Origin of the sequence: Granulicella mallensis (genome assembly GCF_014203225.1) — a bacterium.
Classification (GTDB): Bacteria; Acidobacteriota; Terriglobia; order Terriglobales; family Acidobacteriaceae; genus Granulicella; species Granulicella mallensis_A.
Window position 1 is genome coordinate 67,667 of record NZ_JACHIO010000028.1, and the last position, 15,830, is coordinate 83,496.

Consider the following 15,830-nt stretch of genomic DNA (forward strand, 5'->3'; position numbering starts at 1 on the left):
TGGGGACCTCTGTTCAATCATTTTAAGCGTTCATGCGGTGCAAAGCGGTTCGTTCAGGTTTTTACTCCGTCAGCTTCTCCGTTGCCTTCGACATCTTGGCGGTGCGTTCCAGCTTGTCCCACGAGAAGGGCTTGCCGTCGATCGCACGCTTGACAGTCTTGAGCAGTACCCACGAGAAGAGCTGGCGATAGGTAAAGCGCTGGACCCAGATGTGGACGAGCAGCCAGGCGTCTCCGCGGCTGGCCGGGTGTTTGCGTTCCAGCAGGAACGCCAGGCCCGAGGCCGCGAAGTCGATCAGCAGGAATGTCAGGAAGAACGTCAGGAGCTTGAAGAGGTCGTTCGTACTGGTCGTCTCGGGATGGAAGTGCTTGTCGATGAAGTAATGCAGGACCCCGGCGACAAACATGAAGTCGATCAGCGGGGAGACCAGCGGCAGAAGGATCTGGAAGATGACGATATTCGGCAGGGCGAAGAGGCCCATGGCACGGCGACGCGCGATGGCGCCCCGATGCTTGAAGACCGCCTGCAGAATACCGAAAGACCAGCGGAAACGCTGCCGGGCAAGTCCGTTAGCGGTGACCGGCGCTTCGGTAAAGGCCAATGCCTGATCTTCGTAGATCACGGCGTAGCCCTGTTCCAGCAGGTTCATCGTGAGGTCGGCGTCCTCGGCGACGGTGTCGGGATGGTACGCGCCTCCGGCTTTGACCGCAGCTGTGCGCCAGGCTCCGATGGCTCCGGGGACGACCATGACGACGTCGAACAGATCCAGCGCGCGCCGCTCGAAGTTCTGCGAGGTGATGTATTCGAGAGCCTGCCAGCGTGTCCAGAGATTCACACGATTGCCGACCTTCGCATTGCCTGCCACCGCTCCGATGGCTGGGTTCGCGAAATGGCAGACGAGCCGCGTGATCGCGTCGTGGGCAATGACGCCATCGGCATCGATGCCGACGTAGACCTCTTCGTCCGTACTGCGCAGCGCGAAGTTGAGCGCCTCGGCCTTGCCTCCGTTGGGCTTGGTCAGAACCGTCACCTTTCCGTCGGCGATCTCTTTCGCATAGGTTTCGGTAGCGATCTTGTAGGTCGCGTCGGTCGAGCCATCGTCGATGACGATGATGCGGATGTTCTTGTAATTGGACATCAGCACGGACCGAATCGTGCGTGCGATGACCATCTCCTCGTTATAGGCGGGGATCAGGACGGCGACCTTCGGCTTATAGTCCGGGGTCGCAAAGTCTTTGCGGCGGCGGAAGCGATCGATGATCGCGCACAGACCGATGATGATGAGGCGGCCGCTCATCAGGACGTCGCCGACGAAGAAGACCGATAGCACGAAGTGATTGAAGAAGCCGATGAAGAAGAAGGTGATCGAATCGATAAAGGCGTAGTAGCGCTGCTTGCGGGTAAGCGGCACCATGACCTGGTCGCGGGTCTGGCCGATGAGCTGAGAGACGGGAACGATCTCGTAGCCGTGCGCCCGTAGTGCTTCAATCAGCTTCGGCAGGGCTGCGATAGTGGCGCTGCGGTCGCCGCCGCCGTCGTGCATCAGGATGATCGAGCCGCGCATCCAGGTTTTGGTGTTGGCTTCGTTAATCTGCTCGAAGACGCTGTCGATCATCTCCTGCGGTGTCTTGCGAGGATGTTCGTCCCAGTCGTTGGTATCGATCTTGTCGCCGACGATGACGTAACCAAGCTGATGTTGAATGCGGTCGATCGGAGCGGCCTGGTCGTTGGTGTCGGGCTCCTGGTCGATCGAGTAGGGCGGACGGAAGTAGACGGGCTGCACGCCGAGCTTGGCGGCGAAGAGCCGTTCCGTCAGGTTGAGTTGCAGGTCGACAGATCCAGGCGAGATTTCGCTGATGTCTGGATGCGTGAAGCTGTGATTGCCGATCTCATGGCCTTCGCGGAAGACGCGCTGCATCACGCCGACGTTGTCCTGTGCTTCTTCGCCGATCATGAAGAAGGTGCCGACAACGTTGTACTTCTTCAGGATGTCGAGAATCTTCGGCGTCCAGGTGGGATCGGGTCCATCGTCGAAGCTGATGGCGACTTGCTTGGGATGGTATCCATACTGCGAGAGCGTGTAGGGCAGCGGGTACGAGTCCATCTTCTCGGAGACGACGCTGAGGTATTTGGACGGGATCGTCTTGTCGTCGTCCATCGTCAGGGTGCGATGGCCGTTTTGCGGCTGGCCGGTGACGCGCAGAATATCACCGTCACCTTCGGTGTCCACATCCTGTCCGGGGGCAACCACTGCGAGGTCCTTCACGGGGTCGGACTTCGTGGGCGTGTCCCAGATCTTCCAGAGGGAGTCATCTTCATAGCCGAGACGGAAGAGTGCAAAGGTCTCCAATCCGAGCGCGCGGGCTACACGCATCTGGTTCAGCACCGTGACAGCGTCGAGGAACCAGACCTGATGGCGCGTCTTCGTATCTTCGTCGTCATAGGCGAAGTGCGGGTTGAGCGAGTCCTCGTCAAGGTCGATCTGAGCATCCGCATCGGCGGCGGCCTGCCATGCTTCCTGGGTCGAAAGCATGGTGGTGGAGAGAATTGGCTGTTTTTCAGGTGTCGCAGTTTTTTTGCTGCGCTCGTGTTTGCCCTTGGCCGGCGGCGGAGGAGGCAGGTTGGTGGTCCAGTCGTAGCCGTAGTTGCCGATACCGCAGATGAGTTTTTCGCGCGGAACGATCTTCATCGCGGCCCGCAGATTATCGGCGAACCAGTCCTGCCCGGCCACCGGCCCGGGATCGGTGCCGGTCTGGTGCTGGTCGTAGTTCATGAGGATGATGCCGTCGGAGTTAGCTGCGATGAACTTCATGTCGAAGTCGTCGTCACCGACCGGCACATTGACGTAGAGCCGCAGATTGCGCGAGTGAAAGTCGTTATAGAGCGCCTGGATGAGCTGCTGGTAACCGGGCTGCGCGGCGATCGGAATGTTCTGAAAGTTGAGGGTAAGGCCGCGGTAGAAGTTATTGGCCGCGAGAAACGCGTCAACCTGGTGAATAAAGTTCGCACGCGCGACGGGGCTCAGGAGAAACTGCCCGACGTTGTCTTCAAAGACACCGTCCGTCACGCTGTAGTTGTTGACCATCGGGAAGATTTCGGTATCTTCACGGGCCGCCGCAATGGCGCGGACGACTTTATTTTCGCGGTCGACTCCATGCACCACGGAGCCTTCGACTACGTTGAACGGCATATTGTCGGAGGTGAGGGCGGTGATATTGCCGTCAGCCGTGGTGACGTGCAACCACTCGGGGAAGAGCAGGTCGATCTGCTTGAGGTGTTGCTTGAAGGACGCGTAGCTGGCTGGGTCGGCGTCGGTATAGAACGCCGCACGCAGTCCTTCACCCGTGTTCAGAACGACGTCGGAGGGCTTGAGGTCGGTTCTGCGATGGGCGGAGTGATTGAGCTTTTCTCTGGGGGTAAGCACCGGGGCCGGCGGATTCGCCAGGGCGCGGTAGCGTTTGGTCACCGAACGCAGATCGAGCCCGCGCAGGGGCTTCATCCGGACCAGGCCGACGATAAACAGGCCGCCGATGAGGACACCAAGGAGAGCCGACAAGTCGAAGATTCGCCGAAGCCGCTTCCAGCGTTTGCGTTGCGGGTCGTAAAAAACTTGCTTGTTCATCGATCTTTAGAGGTCTCCATCATCGTATTGCGTCTTAGCCATCGTATTACGTATTGGCAGATGCGCTAGGGGAGAAAAGGGCGAGGTCAATCGCCTGAATCGGAAGGGTGCGAATCAGCCTCTCCAATCAGTATGATGCAATGAAATGTCTCAAAGGGACCGAAGGTGGGCTGTCGCGACGCTGCTCTTGCTGGCGGGCACCGGGCTGCGTCTCCTGTTCATCCAGTACCACGCAAGATTTGTGGGCGATCCGGAGATCTATGCCGATCTTGCCCAGAATATGTTTGCCCATCATATTTATGGGGTCACGGAAGCCACCGGAATACGCCAGACCCTGATGCGCCTGCCGGGATATCCCTTTTTTCTCGGCCTGTGCTTTGCGGTATTCGGCAATGAAAACTTTCTTGCCGTGACCGGGGTACAGGCTGTCCTCAGCCTTGTCGAATGCTGTCTTCTGGCTGCTCTTGCCGCACGGCTGAGGGGTCGCCGGGCCGGGCTGATAGCGCTTGGCCTGGCGGCTCTTTGCCCGTTTACCGCAAACTATGCCGCCATTCCGCTTACGGAGACCCTCAGCCTGTTCTTCATTACCATGGCGTTTTTCTCCCTGCAACGATGGATGGGGGAGCGGCAGCACGGAAGGCCGGGAAACGTCTGGCTCCTCTCGCTCGGGTCTGCGTCGGCCCTCGCCGTGCTGATCAGGCCGGACCAGGCGCTGCTGCCGATGGTGGTGGTTCCGGCGGTGCTGTGGGTGGGACTTCGAGAGAGGAGAGGGGGAGTGCTCAAGCGCGCACTGCCTGCGGCAAGCGTAGCCGTCATCGTGGCCTTGCCTCTGTTGCTGTGGGGTGTTCGCAACTGGCGCGTCTTTCACGTGGTGCAGCCGCTGGCGCCACGTTATGCGACCGATCCCGGCGAGCCTATCTCTTATGGCTTTCAGCGCTGGTATAAGACCTGGGCCATCGATTTCAAATCGACGGTGGACGTGTACTGGACCTATGACGGGTCGCCGCTCGCGATGACCGATCTTCCGCCGCGAGCCTTCGACAATGCCGCGCAGCGCCAGGAGACGGAGCGAGTCTACGCGCAGTACAACGAGGTCAGTGCGGCGAACCCAGAGTCCGACGACGCGTTCGGGAGGCTGGCCGCGCAGCGCATTGCGGCGCATCCGCTGCGTTATTACATCCTGTTGCCAATAGCGAAGCTGGCGGACATGTGGCTGCGTCCCCGGACCGAGTTGATGAAGATCCCGATCGACTGGTGGAACTGGCGTGCCCATCCAAAGAGATCGGCGTTCAGCTTCGGCTATGCGTTACTGAATGCCCTGTATCTGGCGTTGGCCTGGGTAGGATTATGGCGTTGGCGGCGGCAGGGCTGGAGCGGATATAGCGTGCTGGCCTACGCCATGATCCTCTTCGTGCTGCTGCGTTGCGTGCTGCTGGCAACGATCGACAACTCCGAGCCACGGTACACGCTGGAGTGCTTTCCGGTGGTGATCCTTCTGGCTGCCTTCGCGTTAGTACGTCAGGAGACTAGTGCGGAATGTGCTGAGCCTTTTTGCTGATCTCATAGGGCTTCGTGTCGATGTGTTCATTGAGCCGAATGTTGGAGTAGGTTGTGGTGCGACTGTCACCATTGGGTTGCTCGAAGAGCTGTTTGAGCGAGATCCCTCGCTGAGGATCCACCCAGATCGTGACGCGGGTAAACATGTCGCTTACCCCAGGGTCCTTGCTGACCAGGATGAGCTTTGCGGTGTTCACCTGCTTCGTTCCGTCGCTGAGGGGTTCGTTACGGTCATAGGTGATCGTCCACGCCTTGGCGAGATCGCTACCGCTGCCGCCGAAGCCGAGCGTAAGAAAGCTCTCGTACTTCGCCTGGTTTGCTCCGGCCTTGAAGACGTCGTCCTGATTTGTGCCGGGCGAATACATCTGCAGCGTGCTGCCATCATAGACAAGGATCTTGGCCGGCGATTTTGTGGGTTTGCCGTCGGGGGTGCTGTTGAAGAAGACGGCGCCCATCTGCTGTCCTTTGCCTGAGCGTTCGACATAGATCGTGCCGGTCTCAATGGAATGATCCCGGACAACCCGTGTGTAGTTGTCATAGCTGACGTCGGACTGCACATTGTGGAACTTCGCGGAGGCGGTATCGAGCTGATGGAGCACGTCCGTAAGTTGCGGCGAAGGAGCCTGTGCGTGGAGCGCGGTGGAGGTCAGCGCAAGAGCGAGGGCTGTAGTGAAGAGCTTCTTCATAAAACGCGATCTCCTGCGAAGCGGCGATTTGGTCTGAGACAGACGCAACGAACAGTCATGTCGTTAGATGAGCTGGAGAGAAAAGCGTTATCTAACGCCTTCGCAATTTAGAGGCCGGAACGCAATACCGTGGCATCATAAGCCACGATCTTGCCCTTGGTGTCCGGTACAGGTTTGTACTGCTCGAGCTTTACCTCACCCGAGATGGGTTCGATCACGCTCAGCAGAGCTTTGCGAATCTCTACATCGGTCGATGCCCCGTCGAGATCTTCGGCACGAACCTCATACACAAAGCGAGCCTCGTTGCTATTGCCACTAGCTTCCTTTACCAGCACTTCACTGCCATGCAGCGGAACGGTGGTTACCGGCTTGTCTTTGAAGTCGATAAAGCGCGGCGAGACAAACACAAAGAGCAGGATGGCCGTGACCATCACGTCGTAGTGAAAGCTGCCGCGTTCGTAAGACCAGAAAAAGTAACTGCGAATTAAACGGGTCATCGTGCACGCCCCAGGGATTGCTTGGTAATCACGGTCTCTCCGCCCATATAGGGCTGCAGTGCATCCGGGATACGCACGGAGCCATCTGCCTGCTGGTAGTTCTCCAGAATCGCAAGATAGGTGCGTCCAACGGCAAGGCCGCTGCCGTTGAGCGTATGGACGAACTCCGTTTTGTTCGAGCCAGCTGGCTTGTAGCGGATGTTCGCACGCCGCGCCTGGAAGCTCTCGAAGTTCGAGCAGGAGGAGATCTCGCGATAGGTCTCCTGACCGGGAACCCACACTTCGAGGTCGTAGGTCTTGGAGGAGCTGAAGCCCATGTCTCCGGTGCAGAGCAGCATGCGACGATAGGGAAGGCCCAGGCGCTCGAGCACAGACTCGGCGTCGCGCGTCAGCTTTTCATGTTCGGCAGAAGAGTCCTCAGGCCGGGCGAACTTCACAAGCTCGACCTTCTGGAACTGGTGCTGGCGGATCATGCCGCGCACGTCCTTGCCGTAGGAGCCGGCCTCGGAGCGGAAGCAGGGGGTGTAGGCCGTGAATGAGATTGTGCCGTCGCTCAGATCGATTGTTTCGTCACGAAAGAGGTTTGTGACCGGGACCTCCGCCGTAGGGATCAGCCAGTGGTCGTTCTCCTGCAACTGCCCGGATATGTACGGACCTTTGTCGTCGCAGTGGAAGAGGTCTTCAGCGAACTTCGGAAGCTGCCCCGTGCCGAAGAGAGAGCTGGAGTTCACCATGAAGGGTGGCAGCACTTCAGCGTAACCGTTCTCTCGGGTGTGCAGGTCGAGCATGAAGTTGGCCAGCGCCCTCTCCAGGCGAGCACCCGCGCCGAAGTGGACGACGAAGCGCGAGCCGGAGATCTTGGCCGCGCGGCCAAAGTCGAGGATGCCGAGCTCTTCGCCGATCTCCCAGTGGGGCTTGGCGGGGAAGTCGAACTTCGTGGGCTCGCCCCAGGTTTTTTCGCAGACGTTGTCGTGCTCGGAACTGCCTGCGGGCACGCCGTCCTGCGGCAGGTTGGGCAGGCCCTGAAGCAGGTCGCGCAGCTTGGCATCGGCGGCGCTGGCAGCGGCTTCGAGGGCGGCTGTCCGGTCCTTCAGCTCGCCGGAGCGCTGGCTGATGGCGGCGACGTCTCCGCCGGCACGCTTGAGCTTGGCGAACTCTTCGGAGAGCGCGTTGCGCTGTGCCTTGAGGGTTTCGGCCTCGGTAATCGCAGTGCGGCGCTCCGCATCGAGCCGCTCAAAGTCGGCAAGGATCGACGGATCAGCGCCGCGAGAGCGCAGTTTTTCTTCTACGAGCGGCAGGTTCGCCCGGACAAAAGCTAAATCGTGCATACCAAGCTATTCTAGCTGCATTACCCGGCGGGAATGTGCAGGGGCAGGGTAAGTTAAAGCAATCAAAAGGGGATTCGATGGGCATTGCAAAGACCTCCATAACGGCAATCCTGCTTGGCGCGGCCATGGCGGTGGCCCAGGCTCAGGCTGCACCAGCGCTCTCGGACGATCCGGCTTTGCTCGCGCAACTGCAACCGATTCTGGCCGCGCACCATGGAAAAGTGGCTCTGTATGCCGTGCAGTTGAACACCGGGAAGGCCGTGGGGATCGACCAGAATCTACCGGTGCAGACGGCCTCGGACATCAAGCTGGCGATTTTGTATGAGGCGATGCTCGAGGTCCGCGAGGGCAAAGCGCACTGGGACGAAAAGCTGGTGCTGAGGCCGGGCGATCCGGTGCCCGGATCGGGAGTGCTCACCTTCTTCGACACGCCCCTGACCCTCACGCTGAAGGACGCGCTGACCATGATGGTGATCGTCAGCGACAATACCGCAACGAATCTGATGATCGACCGCTTCGGCACGGACACCGTCAATGCTCGGATGGCCTCGTTGGGGCTGGTGAACACGCACCTCTACAAGAAGATCATGAAGCCCGCTACAGGCCCCATGCCCGCTGACCAGCCGAAGTTTGGCCTCGGCAAGACGACTGCCTATGAGATGGCGACGCTGATGGCCCGGATCGGACGATGCGAACTGCACGCCGACGCTCCACGAACGGCCCCGGTGCCGCCAACCTCCAGCGAGGGCTTTGCCAAGCCCGATGCGCAGGATCTGGCGGTCTGCGCGGTGGGGCTGAAGATGCTGAGCAACCAGTTCTATCGCGAGACGATTCCGCGCTACCTGGAGACCGTCGACTCCAGTGAGACGGGCACAGCGATCGCCAGCAAGACCGGGAGCCTGAACGCGGTGCGCAACGATGTGGCTATCGTCGCCGGCAAGAGCGGCCCGATGGTGCTGGCGATCTTTACCTACGACAATGCCGACCACGGCTGGACGGTGGACAACGAGGGGGAAGTCACCATTGCGAAGCTGGCAAAGGCGATCGTGACGGACTGGTCGCCCTCCGGGATCGACGGCAAAACGCTGGTGCCGGGGCTGGGATTGGACGTGAAATAAGGGGTTGCGCACCCTTTGCGTAGAAATGCGTCTATAAAATGTAGAGGGTGGGTAAGACGTTCGACATGGAAGAGGCAACATTGGAGCAGCAGATACCAGAGACAGCCGAGACATCGGCACCGCAAAAAAGTCCGGGCCTGCGCTCGTGGATGACGGACCTGCTCTTCGCGGGCGTGGCTTCGGCGTTCATCATTCTGTTTCTGTATCAGCCGGTGCGCGTGGAAGGCACGAGCATGCTGCCGGTGCTGCAAGACCAGGATCGGCTGTTCATCGATAAGTTTGCCTACTCCCACCTCGGTACCCTGGTGGGGGAGCAGATCCATCGCGGCGACGTTGTGGTGTTTCTATATCCGCACGACCACTCGAAGAGCTACATCAAGCGCGTGATCGCGCTGCCGGGAGACTCGCTGCGGATCGACCACGGAACAGTGTGGGTGAATGGAACGCCGCTCAAGGAAAGCTACGTCCCGCTGAAGTACGAAGACGACCGCTCCCAGCCGGAGATGGCCATTCCGAATGGTGAGTACTTTGTGATGGGCGACCATCGCTCCATCTCCAGCGACAGCCGCGACTTCGGCCCGGTAGAGCGGAACCTGATCTATGGCCGGGCCGCCTTTGTGTACTGGCCGATGGATCAGGCGGGCGTAGTCCGCTAAACGTAGTGCACGATGTTGGCGAAGGTTGTGGGCACCAGGCTGGCGCCGCCGACCAGTGCTCCGTCGATCTGCGCCTGCTGCATGAGCGCGCTGATGTTCTCCGGCTTGACGGAGCCACCGTAGAGGATGCGGGTGTTTTCCGCAGTCTGCTCGCCACAGCAGTGGCTTATTTCGTGGCGAATAATCTTGTGGGCCTCGGCGGCTACCTCGGGTGAGGCCGTAGAGCCGGTGCCGATAGCCCAGATGGGCTCATAAGCGATGACCAGTCGGCGGGCCTCATTGGCAGAGATATTACGCAGCGCGGCACGAACCTGGCTGCGTAGTGTCTCTTCCGTCTTCATGTCCTCACGCTCGGCCAGCAGTTCGCCCACGCAGACGATCGGTGTGATGCCGTGGTTGATCGCGGCCTTCAGCTTGAGGTTCACGCGCTCATAGGTCTCGTTGAAGTAGAGCCGCTGCTCGGAGTGGCCGAGCAGGACGTGCCGGCAGCCGATGGAGACGAGCATCGTTGGCGAGGTCTGGCCGGTATAGGGGCCTTCGTTGAGCCAGTGCATGTTCTGCGCGCAGCCACGGACGTTGGTGCCGATGGTCGCCTCCAGCACATAGCCGAGCGAGCTCATGGTCGGGCAGACGAGAATCTCATCGCGCGTGTGGTCTTCGACCAGGGGAAGAAAGGCGTCGAGAAAGGCCAGCGACTCCTTGGGTGTTTTATACATCTTCCAGTTGCCGGCGATGATGGGCTTGCGCATGCGTTCGAGACTCCAATAAAGGCTGTGGTCAGTGGAGATTACGGGGTAGGTGGGTGGAATGGCAAGAGGGGATGGCCGAAATTCGGACGCTGCTGGTGCTATGGCGTCCGCGCGGTTATGCTCTGAGTTTCGAGATGCGAGTGCCGAGTATCGAGTTGCTTACTCGAGTCTCGCAGCTCGAGTCTTGAAACTCAAAGCAGGCACTAGGAGCTCGAACCGTGCAGGATTTCCGCAATATCGAATTTTGGCGTAAAGCCCATGTCCTGGTTCTGGCTATCTACCGGGAGACCCAGTCGCTGCCCAAAGAAGAGGTATTCGGTTTGACGATTCAATTGCGGCGCAGTGCCACTGCGATTGCAACACGGATTGCGGAGGGATGCGGACGCGAGAACAACCTGGAGTTTGCTGCCGACCTGCGGAAGGCGCAGGCAAGCTGCAATGAGTTGGAATACCTGATTGAGCTGGCTAAAGATCTGACCTACTGGAAGCCGGAATCATCCGCGAAGTTGACGGCGGAAGCCATCGAGGTTCGCAAGATGATTCACGGCTACCTGCGCAAGTTTTAGCTACTTGTCCGTAAGCGCCGCTACTCCGGGGAGTGTCTTGCCTTCGAGGAACTCCAGGCTCGCGCCGCCGCCGGTAGAGATGTGCGTGATCTTGTCCGCTACGCCGGAGTTGTGCAGTGCCGCCACGGAGTCTCCGCCGCCGACGATGGTGATGGCATCTTCGTTCTTCGCGAGAGCCTTGGCGATGGCATTGGTGCCCTTGGCGAAGGGTGCGAGTTCAGCGACGCCCATCGGGCCGTTCCAGACGATGGTGGCTGCCTCGGCGATCTCGGCTGCAAAGAGCTTAATCGTCTCAGGGCCGATATCGAGTGCCATCAGGTCGGCGGGGAAGGGCTTGGTACCACTGAAAATCTGAGTCTTCGCGTCGGCGCCGAACTTGTCGGCGAGGATGTGGTCGACGGGCAGCAGGAACTTCACGCCACGGGCTTCGGCCTTTTCAAGGGCCGCACGCGCGACGTCGTACTTGTCGGCCTCCACAAGCGATTTGCCTGTGGTCTGGCCCTGCGCATTGAGGAAGGTGTAGGCCATCGCGCCGCCGATCAGCAGGGCATCGACCTTGTTGAGAAGGGCATTGATGACTTCGATCTTGTCCGAGACCTTGGCTCCGCCAATGATGGCGACAAACGGCCGGTTCGGCTCGGCGACGGCTTTGCCGAGATAGTTCAGTTCCTTCTCCATCAGCAGGCCCGCGGCGGACTGGGCGACGAAGTGCGTAATGCCCTCGGTGGAAGCGTGGGCACGGTGGGCCGCGCCAAAGGCGTCGTTTACGTAGATGTCGCAGAGCTGTGCGAGCTGCCTGGCGAAGGCCGGGTCGTTGGCCTCTTCTTCCGCGTGGAAGCGCAGGTTCTCAAGCAGCAGCGTCTGGCCGGGCTCGAGGTTGTCGGCCAGTTCGATGGCCACCGGCCCTACGCAGTCGGGGGCGAAGGCGACGTTTTCATCCGGGTCGAGCACGTGGTCAAGCAGCGAGCGCAGGCGATCGACGACGGGGCGCAGGCTCATCGCGTCGACGTGCTTGCCCTTGGGGCGGCCGAGGTGTGCGGCGAGGATTACGCGGGCCTTGCGGCGCAGCGCGTACTCGATGGTGGGGATCGTTTCGCGGATGCGTGTGTCGTCGGTGATGGTGCCCTCTTTGGAGAGGGGCACATTGAAGTCGACGCGGATGAGCACGCGCTTACCGGTGAGATCGAGGTCGCGAATCGAGAGCTTGTGCATTGCCAGAAGGATAACCGACTGGAGGGTAGATCGTCAGAGCAACCGCTTATGGGCCATAAGAACTTCTGCTTGGACGCCCGGTTTGGAGGGGTTGAAAGTGGAAGTCGAGGCAAGGAATATGACGACCCAAACGGCAGTTCAAGCAGTTCCGGAGAAGGCAGTAGCGTTCAAGACACTCAACAGCAAGACCGTGTTCTTCCTCGGATTGCTGATCGCGGCCAGCGGTATTGTGTCGCCGCCGGTGGCCCTGGTGGGAGGCATCGCGTTCGGCTTCTCGGTGGACCACCCCTTGCGGGCCGAGGCGGGTTCGCTGGCAAAGTTCCTGTTGCAGGCCTCGGTAGTGGCTCTGGGCTTTGGGATGAACGTGCAGCAGGTGGTGCATGCGGGCCGCTCAGGATTCCTCTACACGGCGGTGAGCATCACGGTCGCGCTGGGGCTTGGGCTGCTCCTGGGCAAGCTGCTGAAGGTCGGGGGCAAGGCATCGTTCCTGATCGCGGCAGGCACGGCCATCTGCGGCGGGAGTGCAATCGCCGCGCTGGCCCCGATTACGGAGGCGGGGGAGGAAGAGATCAGCGTATCGATGGGCACGGTATTTCTTCTGAACTCGGTGGCCCTGCTGCTGTTCCCGGCTGTGGGCTGGGCGCTGCATCTGAGCCAGAACCAGTTCGGCCTATGGGCTGCGCTGGCCATCCACGACACGAGCTCCGTGGTAGGAGCAGCGGCGAAGTATGGCGACCAGGCATTGGCTATCGGAACGACCGTAAAGCTGGCGCGAGCGTTGTGGATTGTGCCGGTGTCGTTGATTACGGCGACGTTCATTGCGCGAAGCAGTACACGGAGTTCCGATGCGGGACCGAGGGTCGGGGTAAAGATTCCATGGTTCATCGTGATGTTCTGCGCGGCTGCCGCGTTCAGCACCTACCTGCCTGCCTTGCACCCCATGTTCGGTGCGCTGAACCATCTCGGCAAGGTGGGATTGACCGCGACGCTGTTTCTGATCGGAACGAGCCTGTCGAAGAAGACACTAAAGCAGGTGGGCGTCAGGCCACTGGTGCAGGGAGTCGTGCTTTGGGTGATTGTGGCCGGGGCATCGCTGGCTGCGATCTACTTTCGCGTGATCTCGATCTAGGGCTGTGGCCTTCCGGTAGGGCGAGGCGCCAGGTCCTCGGCGCGTTCCAGGACGAAGCGATGGAACGCGCCGGTCACTCCGGTAGGTTCCGGGCCGCTGGGTGTGACCAGAGAGAACATGCGTGCGAGCTGCAGGCCGCGAATATGCGCAACCCGCAGCGTTCCGAGAGCGAGCTGCGCACGTACCGCCCAGCGCGAGACGAACGCGATGCCCAGACCCGCTTCCACGGCGCTGAGCAGCCCCTCTGTGGAGTCGAAGGTCATGCGGATATGCAGGTCGCGGAGGCGCAGGCCGGCGCGTTCGAAGGCCTGCTCGACGATGCGGCGCGAGCCGGAGCCAAGCTCGCGGGTCACGAGCGTAGCCTGCTGGAGCTGTGCAGGCTCAACCTCTTCGCCGGCCCATTCGTGGGTAGCAGGAACGACGCAGATCATGTGGTCTTCCATGAAAGGCTCGATGCGGACGTCCTGACGCATCGGAGGGCCTTCGATGAGTGCGAGCTGGACGCGATGGCCGACGAGGGCTTCGAGCGCTGCCTGCGTATTGCCGCCGATCACGCTGATGTCGACCTTTGGGTTCTCGATCAGGAAGGCAGCGATGAGCCGCGGAAGCAGGTATTGGCCGATGGTTTGCGAAGCCGCAAGGGTGAGATGTCCGGCGTTGGTGCTGGTTGTCGCGGCCACGGCCTGGCGGGCCTCCTCGGAGAGGTCCGCCAGCCTTTCGGCGTAGGGAAGGAGCGCGGTCCCGGCGGTGGTAAGTGTGATCTTGCCGCCCGCGCGGTCGAAGAGCGCCACGTCGAGCTCCGTCTCCAGCGCCTTGATCTGTTGCGTGATGGCGGGCTGAGTGAGCAGGAGTTCTTCAGCGGCGACGCGGAAGTTGCGATGGCGAGCGACGGCGCGGAAGACGCGGAGGCGGAAGTTCTCCATAGCGTCCAGAGTACAGCTACAGGAAGCTTCTAAGGCAGCACGGCCTCGGCTTCGATCTCGACGCGCCACTTGGGGTTGAGCAGGGCGGCGACGACCATGGTGCTTGCGGGGCGGATCGTTCCGAAGACTTCGCCGTGAGCGCGGCCGATCTCTTCCCAATCCTCGACGCGGGCGAGGAACATGCGCGTGCGGACGACGTGCTCGAAGGTCGCTCCGGCCTGAGAGAGAGCAGTCTCGATGAGCTTGAGGACGACGCGGGTCTGTTCGGCGGGCGAGAGGTCCTCTGCCCCGACCGGACCGGTGCCTGAGACGTGCACAGCGTTACCGATACGTACTGCGCGAGAGAAGCCGATGATGGGTTCAAAGGGAGAGGTGCCGGGGATGTTGGTGCGGGTCGCCATAAGACTCCAAAGAATGGTGTGAACTGGATGCGTTTTCTTAAAAGTATCCGGCCATGCCGATAGGGGCAAATGTCGTTCATCAAACAATGGCCGCGGTGAGCATCATTTATGATCTGCACTACTTCTGTGGGATGGTGCGGTGATGTGTTTTTCTGCGACGGCGAACTTTGTAGGGAGCGGTGTGCTCGGTGGGATGGGTGTTGCCACGTTGGCGAAGGTAAAGCACAGGCGTGAGCTGATGTTTGCTTCGCTACCGGCTCTGTTTGCAGTGCATCAGTTCATCGAAGGCTTCGTATGGCTGGGCCTGGACGGCATTCTGTCGCCGACGGTGGCGCACAACATGGGAGCGGCGTTCGTACTCTATGCGCAGGGGCTGCTGCCATTCCTGATGCCGTTGAGCATTATGCTGTTCGAACCGACGCGAGCGCGACGGCGGACGATGCTTCCCTTCGTCGTGTTGGGGACGCTGCTGACGCTTTATATGCTGTGGGGACTGGCGGCGTATCCGCTGCAAGTATCGGTGCTGGACAACAGCATTGTGTACGTGAACTATGCGACCAACATGACCTGGGTCGCGGTGCTCTATGTGATTGCGACGTGCGGCTCGCTGTTCTTCTCGAAGGTCAAGGCGATGGTGTTCTTCGGCACCGCGAACCTGGTGATCCTGCTGGCTGTGATGGCGGTAAAACGCTATGCCTTCACGTCGCTATGGTGTGCGTACGCTGCGGTCGCCAGCGTGATTATCCTGATGTACTTCTGGAAGAGCCAGGGGATCAGGCCGTTCAAGTATGTTGAGGCGATTTGAACCAGCAGAATGTCGAGCGCCAGTGTTAGAAGTCTATTGAAGATCATCCAGGCCGCATAGCACCGGAAGATCCACAATAACTTCACCCCTGGCTGCTTCATTGATTTTTTCTCCCGCAAGAAGCGGGTTCAGTGCGTTAGACAAGAAGTTTATAAGGTTCTCTCTAGATAGAAGTAGCTCGCGCTGTGGAATCCCCGGCTCATTCTTGAAGGGATGGCTCCGAAACATGTTCGTTTTTGCTGCGCGCGTTTTGTAAGTGCCGTTTTCGATATAGCAAAATGCTAATTTGCGGACATAGTAATCGTTCATCAGACTCCTCCTCAAAGTACAAAGCCTTTTCTGCGTTTTCCAGACTACTTTGTGTCTCTTTCGATTTGGAGTCTACGCTTCTAAGCCAGGATTGAGATCTCTTATGCCATTTTTTTTACGTCATAGCCAAAGCCGTTTCTTACTCAGAACGTAGAGGATTAGATCCGCATGTTTCGCTAGGGCGTGTTCACGCTATCTGAGCGCTTCGACGAGGAGTGCGAAGTGGAGGAAGCCGATAAAGAGTACGTCCAGTTTCTCGAAGCGGGAGAAGA

15 protein-coding genes are annotated in these 15,830 nt (G+C 59.9%); 6 read left to right on the forward strand and 9 right to left on the reverse strand.

Features of this window, described 5'->3' with window-relative positions:
* Positions 1-61 precede the first annotated feature (61 nt).
* Positions 62-3,622 (reverse strand): glycosyltransferase, encoded by a 3,561-nt coding sequence (locus HDF15_RS23410; protein WP_184260186.1) that lies wholly within the window; start codon positions 3,620-3,622, stop codon positions 62-64.
* A 145-nt stretch (positions 3,623-3,767) separates the two neighbouring features.
* On the opposite strand from HDF15_RS23410, the gene HDF15_RS23415 reads away from it, so the two are divergent.
* Entirely contained in the window at positions 3,768-5,180 is a 1,413-nt protein-coding gene (locus HDF15_RS23415; protein ID WP_184260189.1) for a glycosyltransferase family 39 protein, read from the forward strand.
* Here the strand turns inward: HDF15_RS23415 and HDF15_RS23420 are convergent.
* The 3 genes from HDF15_RS23420 to serS all read right to left on the reverse strand — a co-directional run bounded on the left by HDF15_RS23420 (position 5,149) and on the right by serS (position 7,690).
* Positions 5,149-5,865, reverse strand: a complete 717-nt coding sequence (locus tag HDF15_RS23420; protein WP_184260192.1) for an outer membrane lipoprotein-sorting protein — start codon at positions 5,863-5,865, stop codon at positions 5,149-5,151. The two genes, HDF15_RS23415 and HDF15_RS23420, sit on opposite strands and share 32 nt — an antisense overlap.
* 107 nt (positions 5,866-5,972) lie before the next feature.
* Positions 5,973-6,362: a hypothetical protein gene (locus tag HDF15_RS23425; protein ID WP_184260195.1), complete on the reverse strand. Its 390-nt coding sequence runs from the start codon at positions 6,360-6,362 to the stop codon at positions 5,973-5,975.
* The gene (gene serS / locus HDF15_RS23430; protein WP_184260198.1) at positions 6,359-7,690 is read right to left on the reverse strand and encodes a serine--tRNA ligase; all 1,332 of its coding nucleotides are present in this window, start codon (positions 7,688-7,690) and stop codon (positions 6,359-6,361) included. Before serS ends, HDF15_RS23425 begins: the two co-directional genes overlap by 4 nt.
* Positions 7,691-7,767: 77 nt before the next feature.
* Between serS and HDF15_RS23435 the strand changes: the two genes are divergently transcribed.
* Both HDF15_RS23435 and lepB read left to right on the forward strand, forming a co-directional pair.
* Positions 7,768-8,808, forward strand: coding sequence for a serine hydrolase (locus tag HDF15_RS23435; RefSeq protein ID WP_184260201.1), 1,041 nt, complete (start codon positions 7,768-7,770; stop codon positions 8,806-8,808).
* 65 nt (positions 8,809-8,873) lie between these two features.
* Positions 8,874-9,464, forward strand: a complete 591-nt coding sequence (gene lepB / locus HDF15_RS23440; RefSeq protein ID WP_184260204.1) for a signal peptidase I — start codon at positions 8,874-8,876, stop codon at positions 9,462-9,464.
* Here the strand turns inward: lepB and tpiA are convergent.
* Positions 9,461-10,213 (reverse strand): triose-phosphate isomerase, encoded by a 753-nt coding sequence (tpiA, locus tag HDF15_RS23445; RefSeq protein WP_184260207.1) that lies wholly within the window; start codon positions 10,211-10,213, stop codon positions 9,461-9,463. The two genes, lepB and tpiA, sit on opposite strands and share 4 nt — an antisense overlap.
* A 218-nt stretch (positions 10,214-10,431) precedes the next feature.
* Here tpiA and HDF15_RS23450 point away from each other — a divergent pair, with 218 nt between their 5' ends.
* The gene (locus tag HDF15_RS23450) at positions 10,432-10,779 is read left to right on the forward strand and encodes a four helix bundle protein (protein WP_184260210.1); all 348 of its coding nucleotides are present in this window, start codon (positions 10,432-10,434) and stop codon (positions 10,777-10,779) included.
* Here the strand turns inward: HDF15_RS23450 and HDF15_RS23455 are convergent, their stop codons facing one another.
* Positions 10,780-11,991, reverse strand: a complete 1,212-nt coding sequence (locus HDF15_RS23455) for a phosphoglycerate kinase (RefSeq protein WP_184260213.1) — start codon at positions 11,989-11,991, stop codon at positions 10,780-10,782.
* A 118-nt stretch (positions 11,992-12,109) separates the two neighbouring features.
* Between HDF15_RS23455 and HDF15_RS23460 the strand changes: the two genes are divergently transcribed.
* Complete coding sequence (locus tag HDF15_RS23460) at positions 12,110-13,120, forward strand: YeiH family protein (protein ID WP_221314590.1); 1,011 nt, start codon at positions 12,110-12,112, stop codon at positions 13,118-13,120.
* Here HDF15_RS23460 and HDF15_RS23465 read toward each other — a convergent pair.
* Complete coding sequence (locus tag HDF15_RS23465) at positions 13,117-14,043, reverse strand: LysR family transcriptional regulator (protein ID WP_184260219.1); 927 nt, start codon at positions 14,041-14,043, stop codon at positions 13,117-13,119. The two genes, HDF15_RS23460 and HDF15_RS23465, sit on opposite strands and share 4 nt — an antisense overlap.
* Positions 14,044-14,072: 29 nt before the next feature.
* Positions 14,073-14,444: a RidA family protein gene (locus HDF15_RS23470; RefSeq protein ID WP_184260222.1), complete on the reverse strand. Its 372-nt coding sequence runs from the start codon at positions 14,442-14,444 to the stop codon at positions 14,073-14,075.
* Positions 14,445-14,586: 142 nt separating this feature from the next.
* On the opposite strand from HDF15_RS23470, the gene HDF15_RS23475 reads away from it, so the two are divergent.
* Positions 14,587-15,249, forward strand: coding sequence for a DUF6629 family protein (locus HDF15_RS23475; protein ID WP_184260233.1), 663 nt, complete (start codon positions 14,587-14,589; stop codon positions 15,247-15,249).
* 33 nt (positions 15,250-15,282) lie between these two features.
* Here HDF15_RS23475 and HDF15_RS23480 read toward each other — a convergent pair whose 3' ends face one another.
* Complete coding sequence (locus tag HDF15_RS23480) at positions 15,283-15,558, reverse strand: hypothetical protein (RefSeq protein ID WP_184260224.1); 276 nt, start codon at positions 15,556-15,558, stop codon at positions 15,283-15,285.
* Positions 15,559-15,830: the final 272 nt, after the last annotated feature.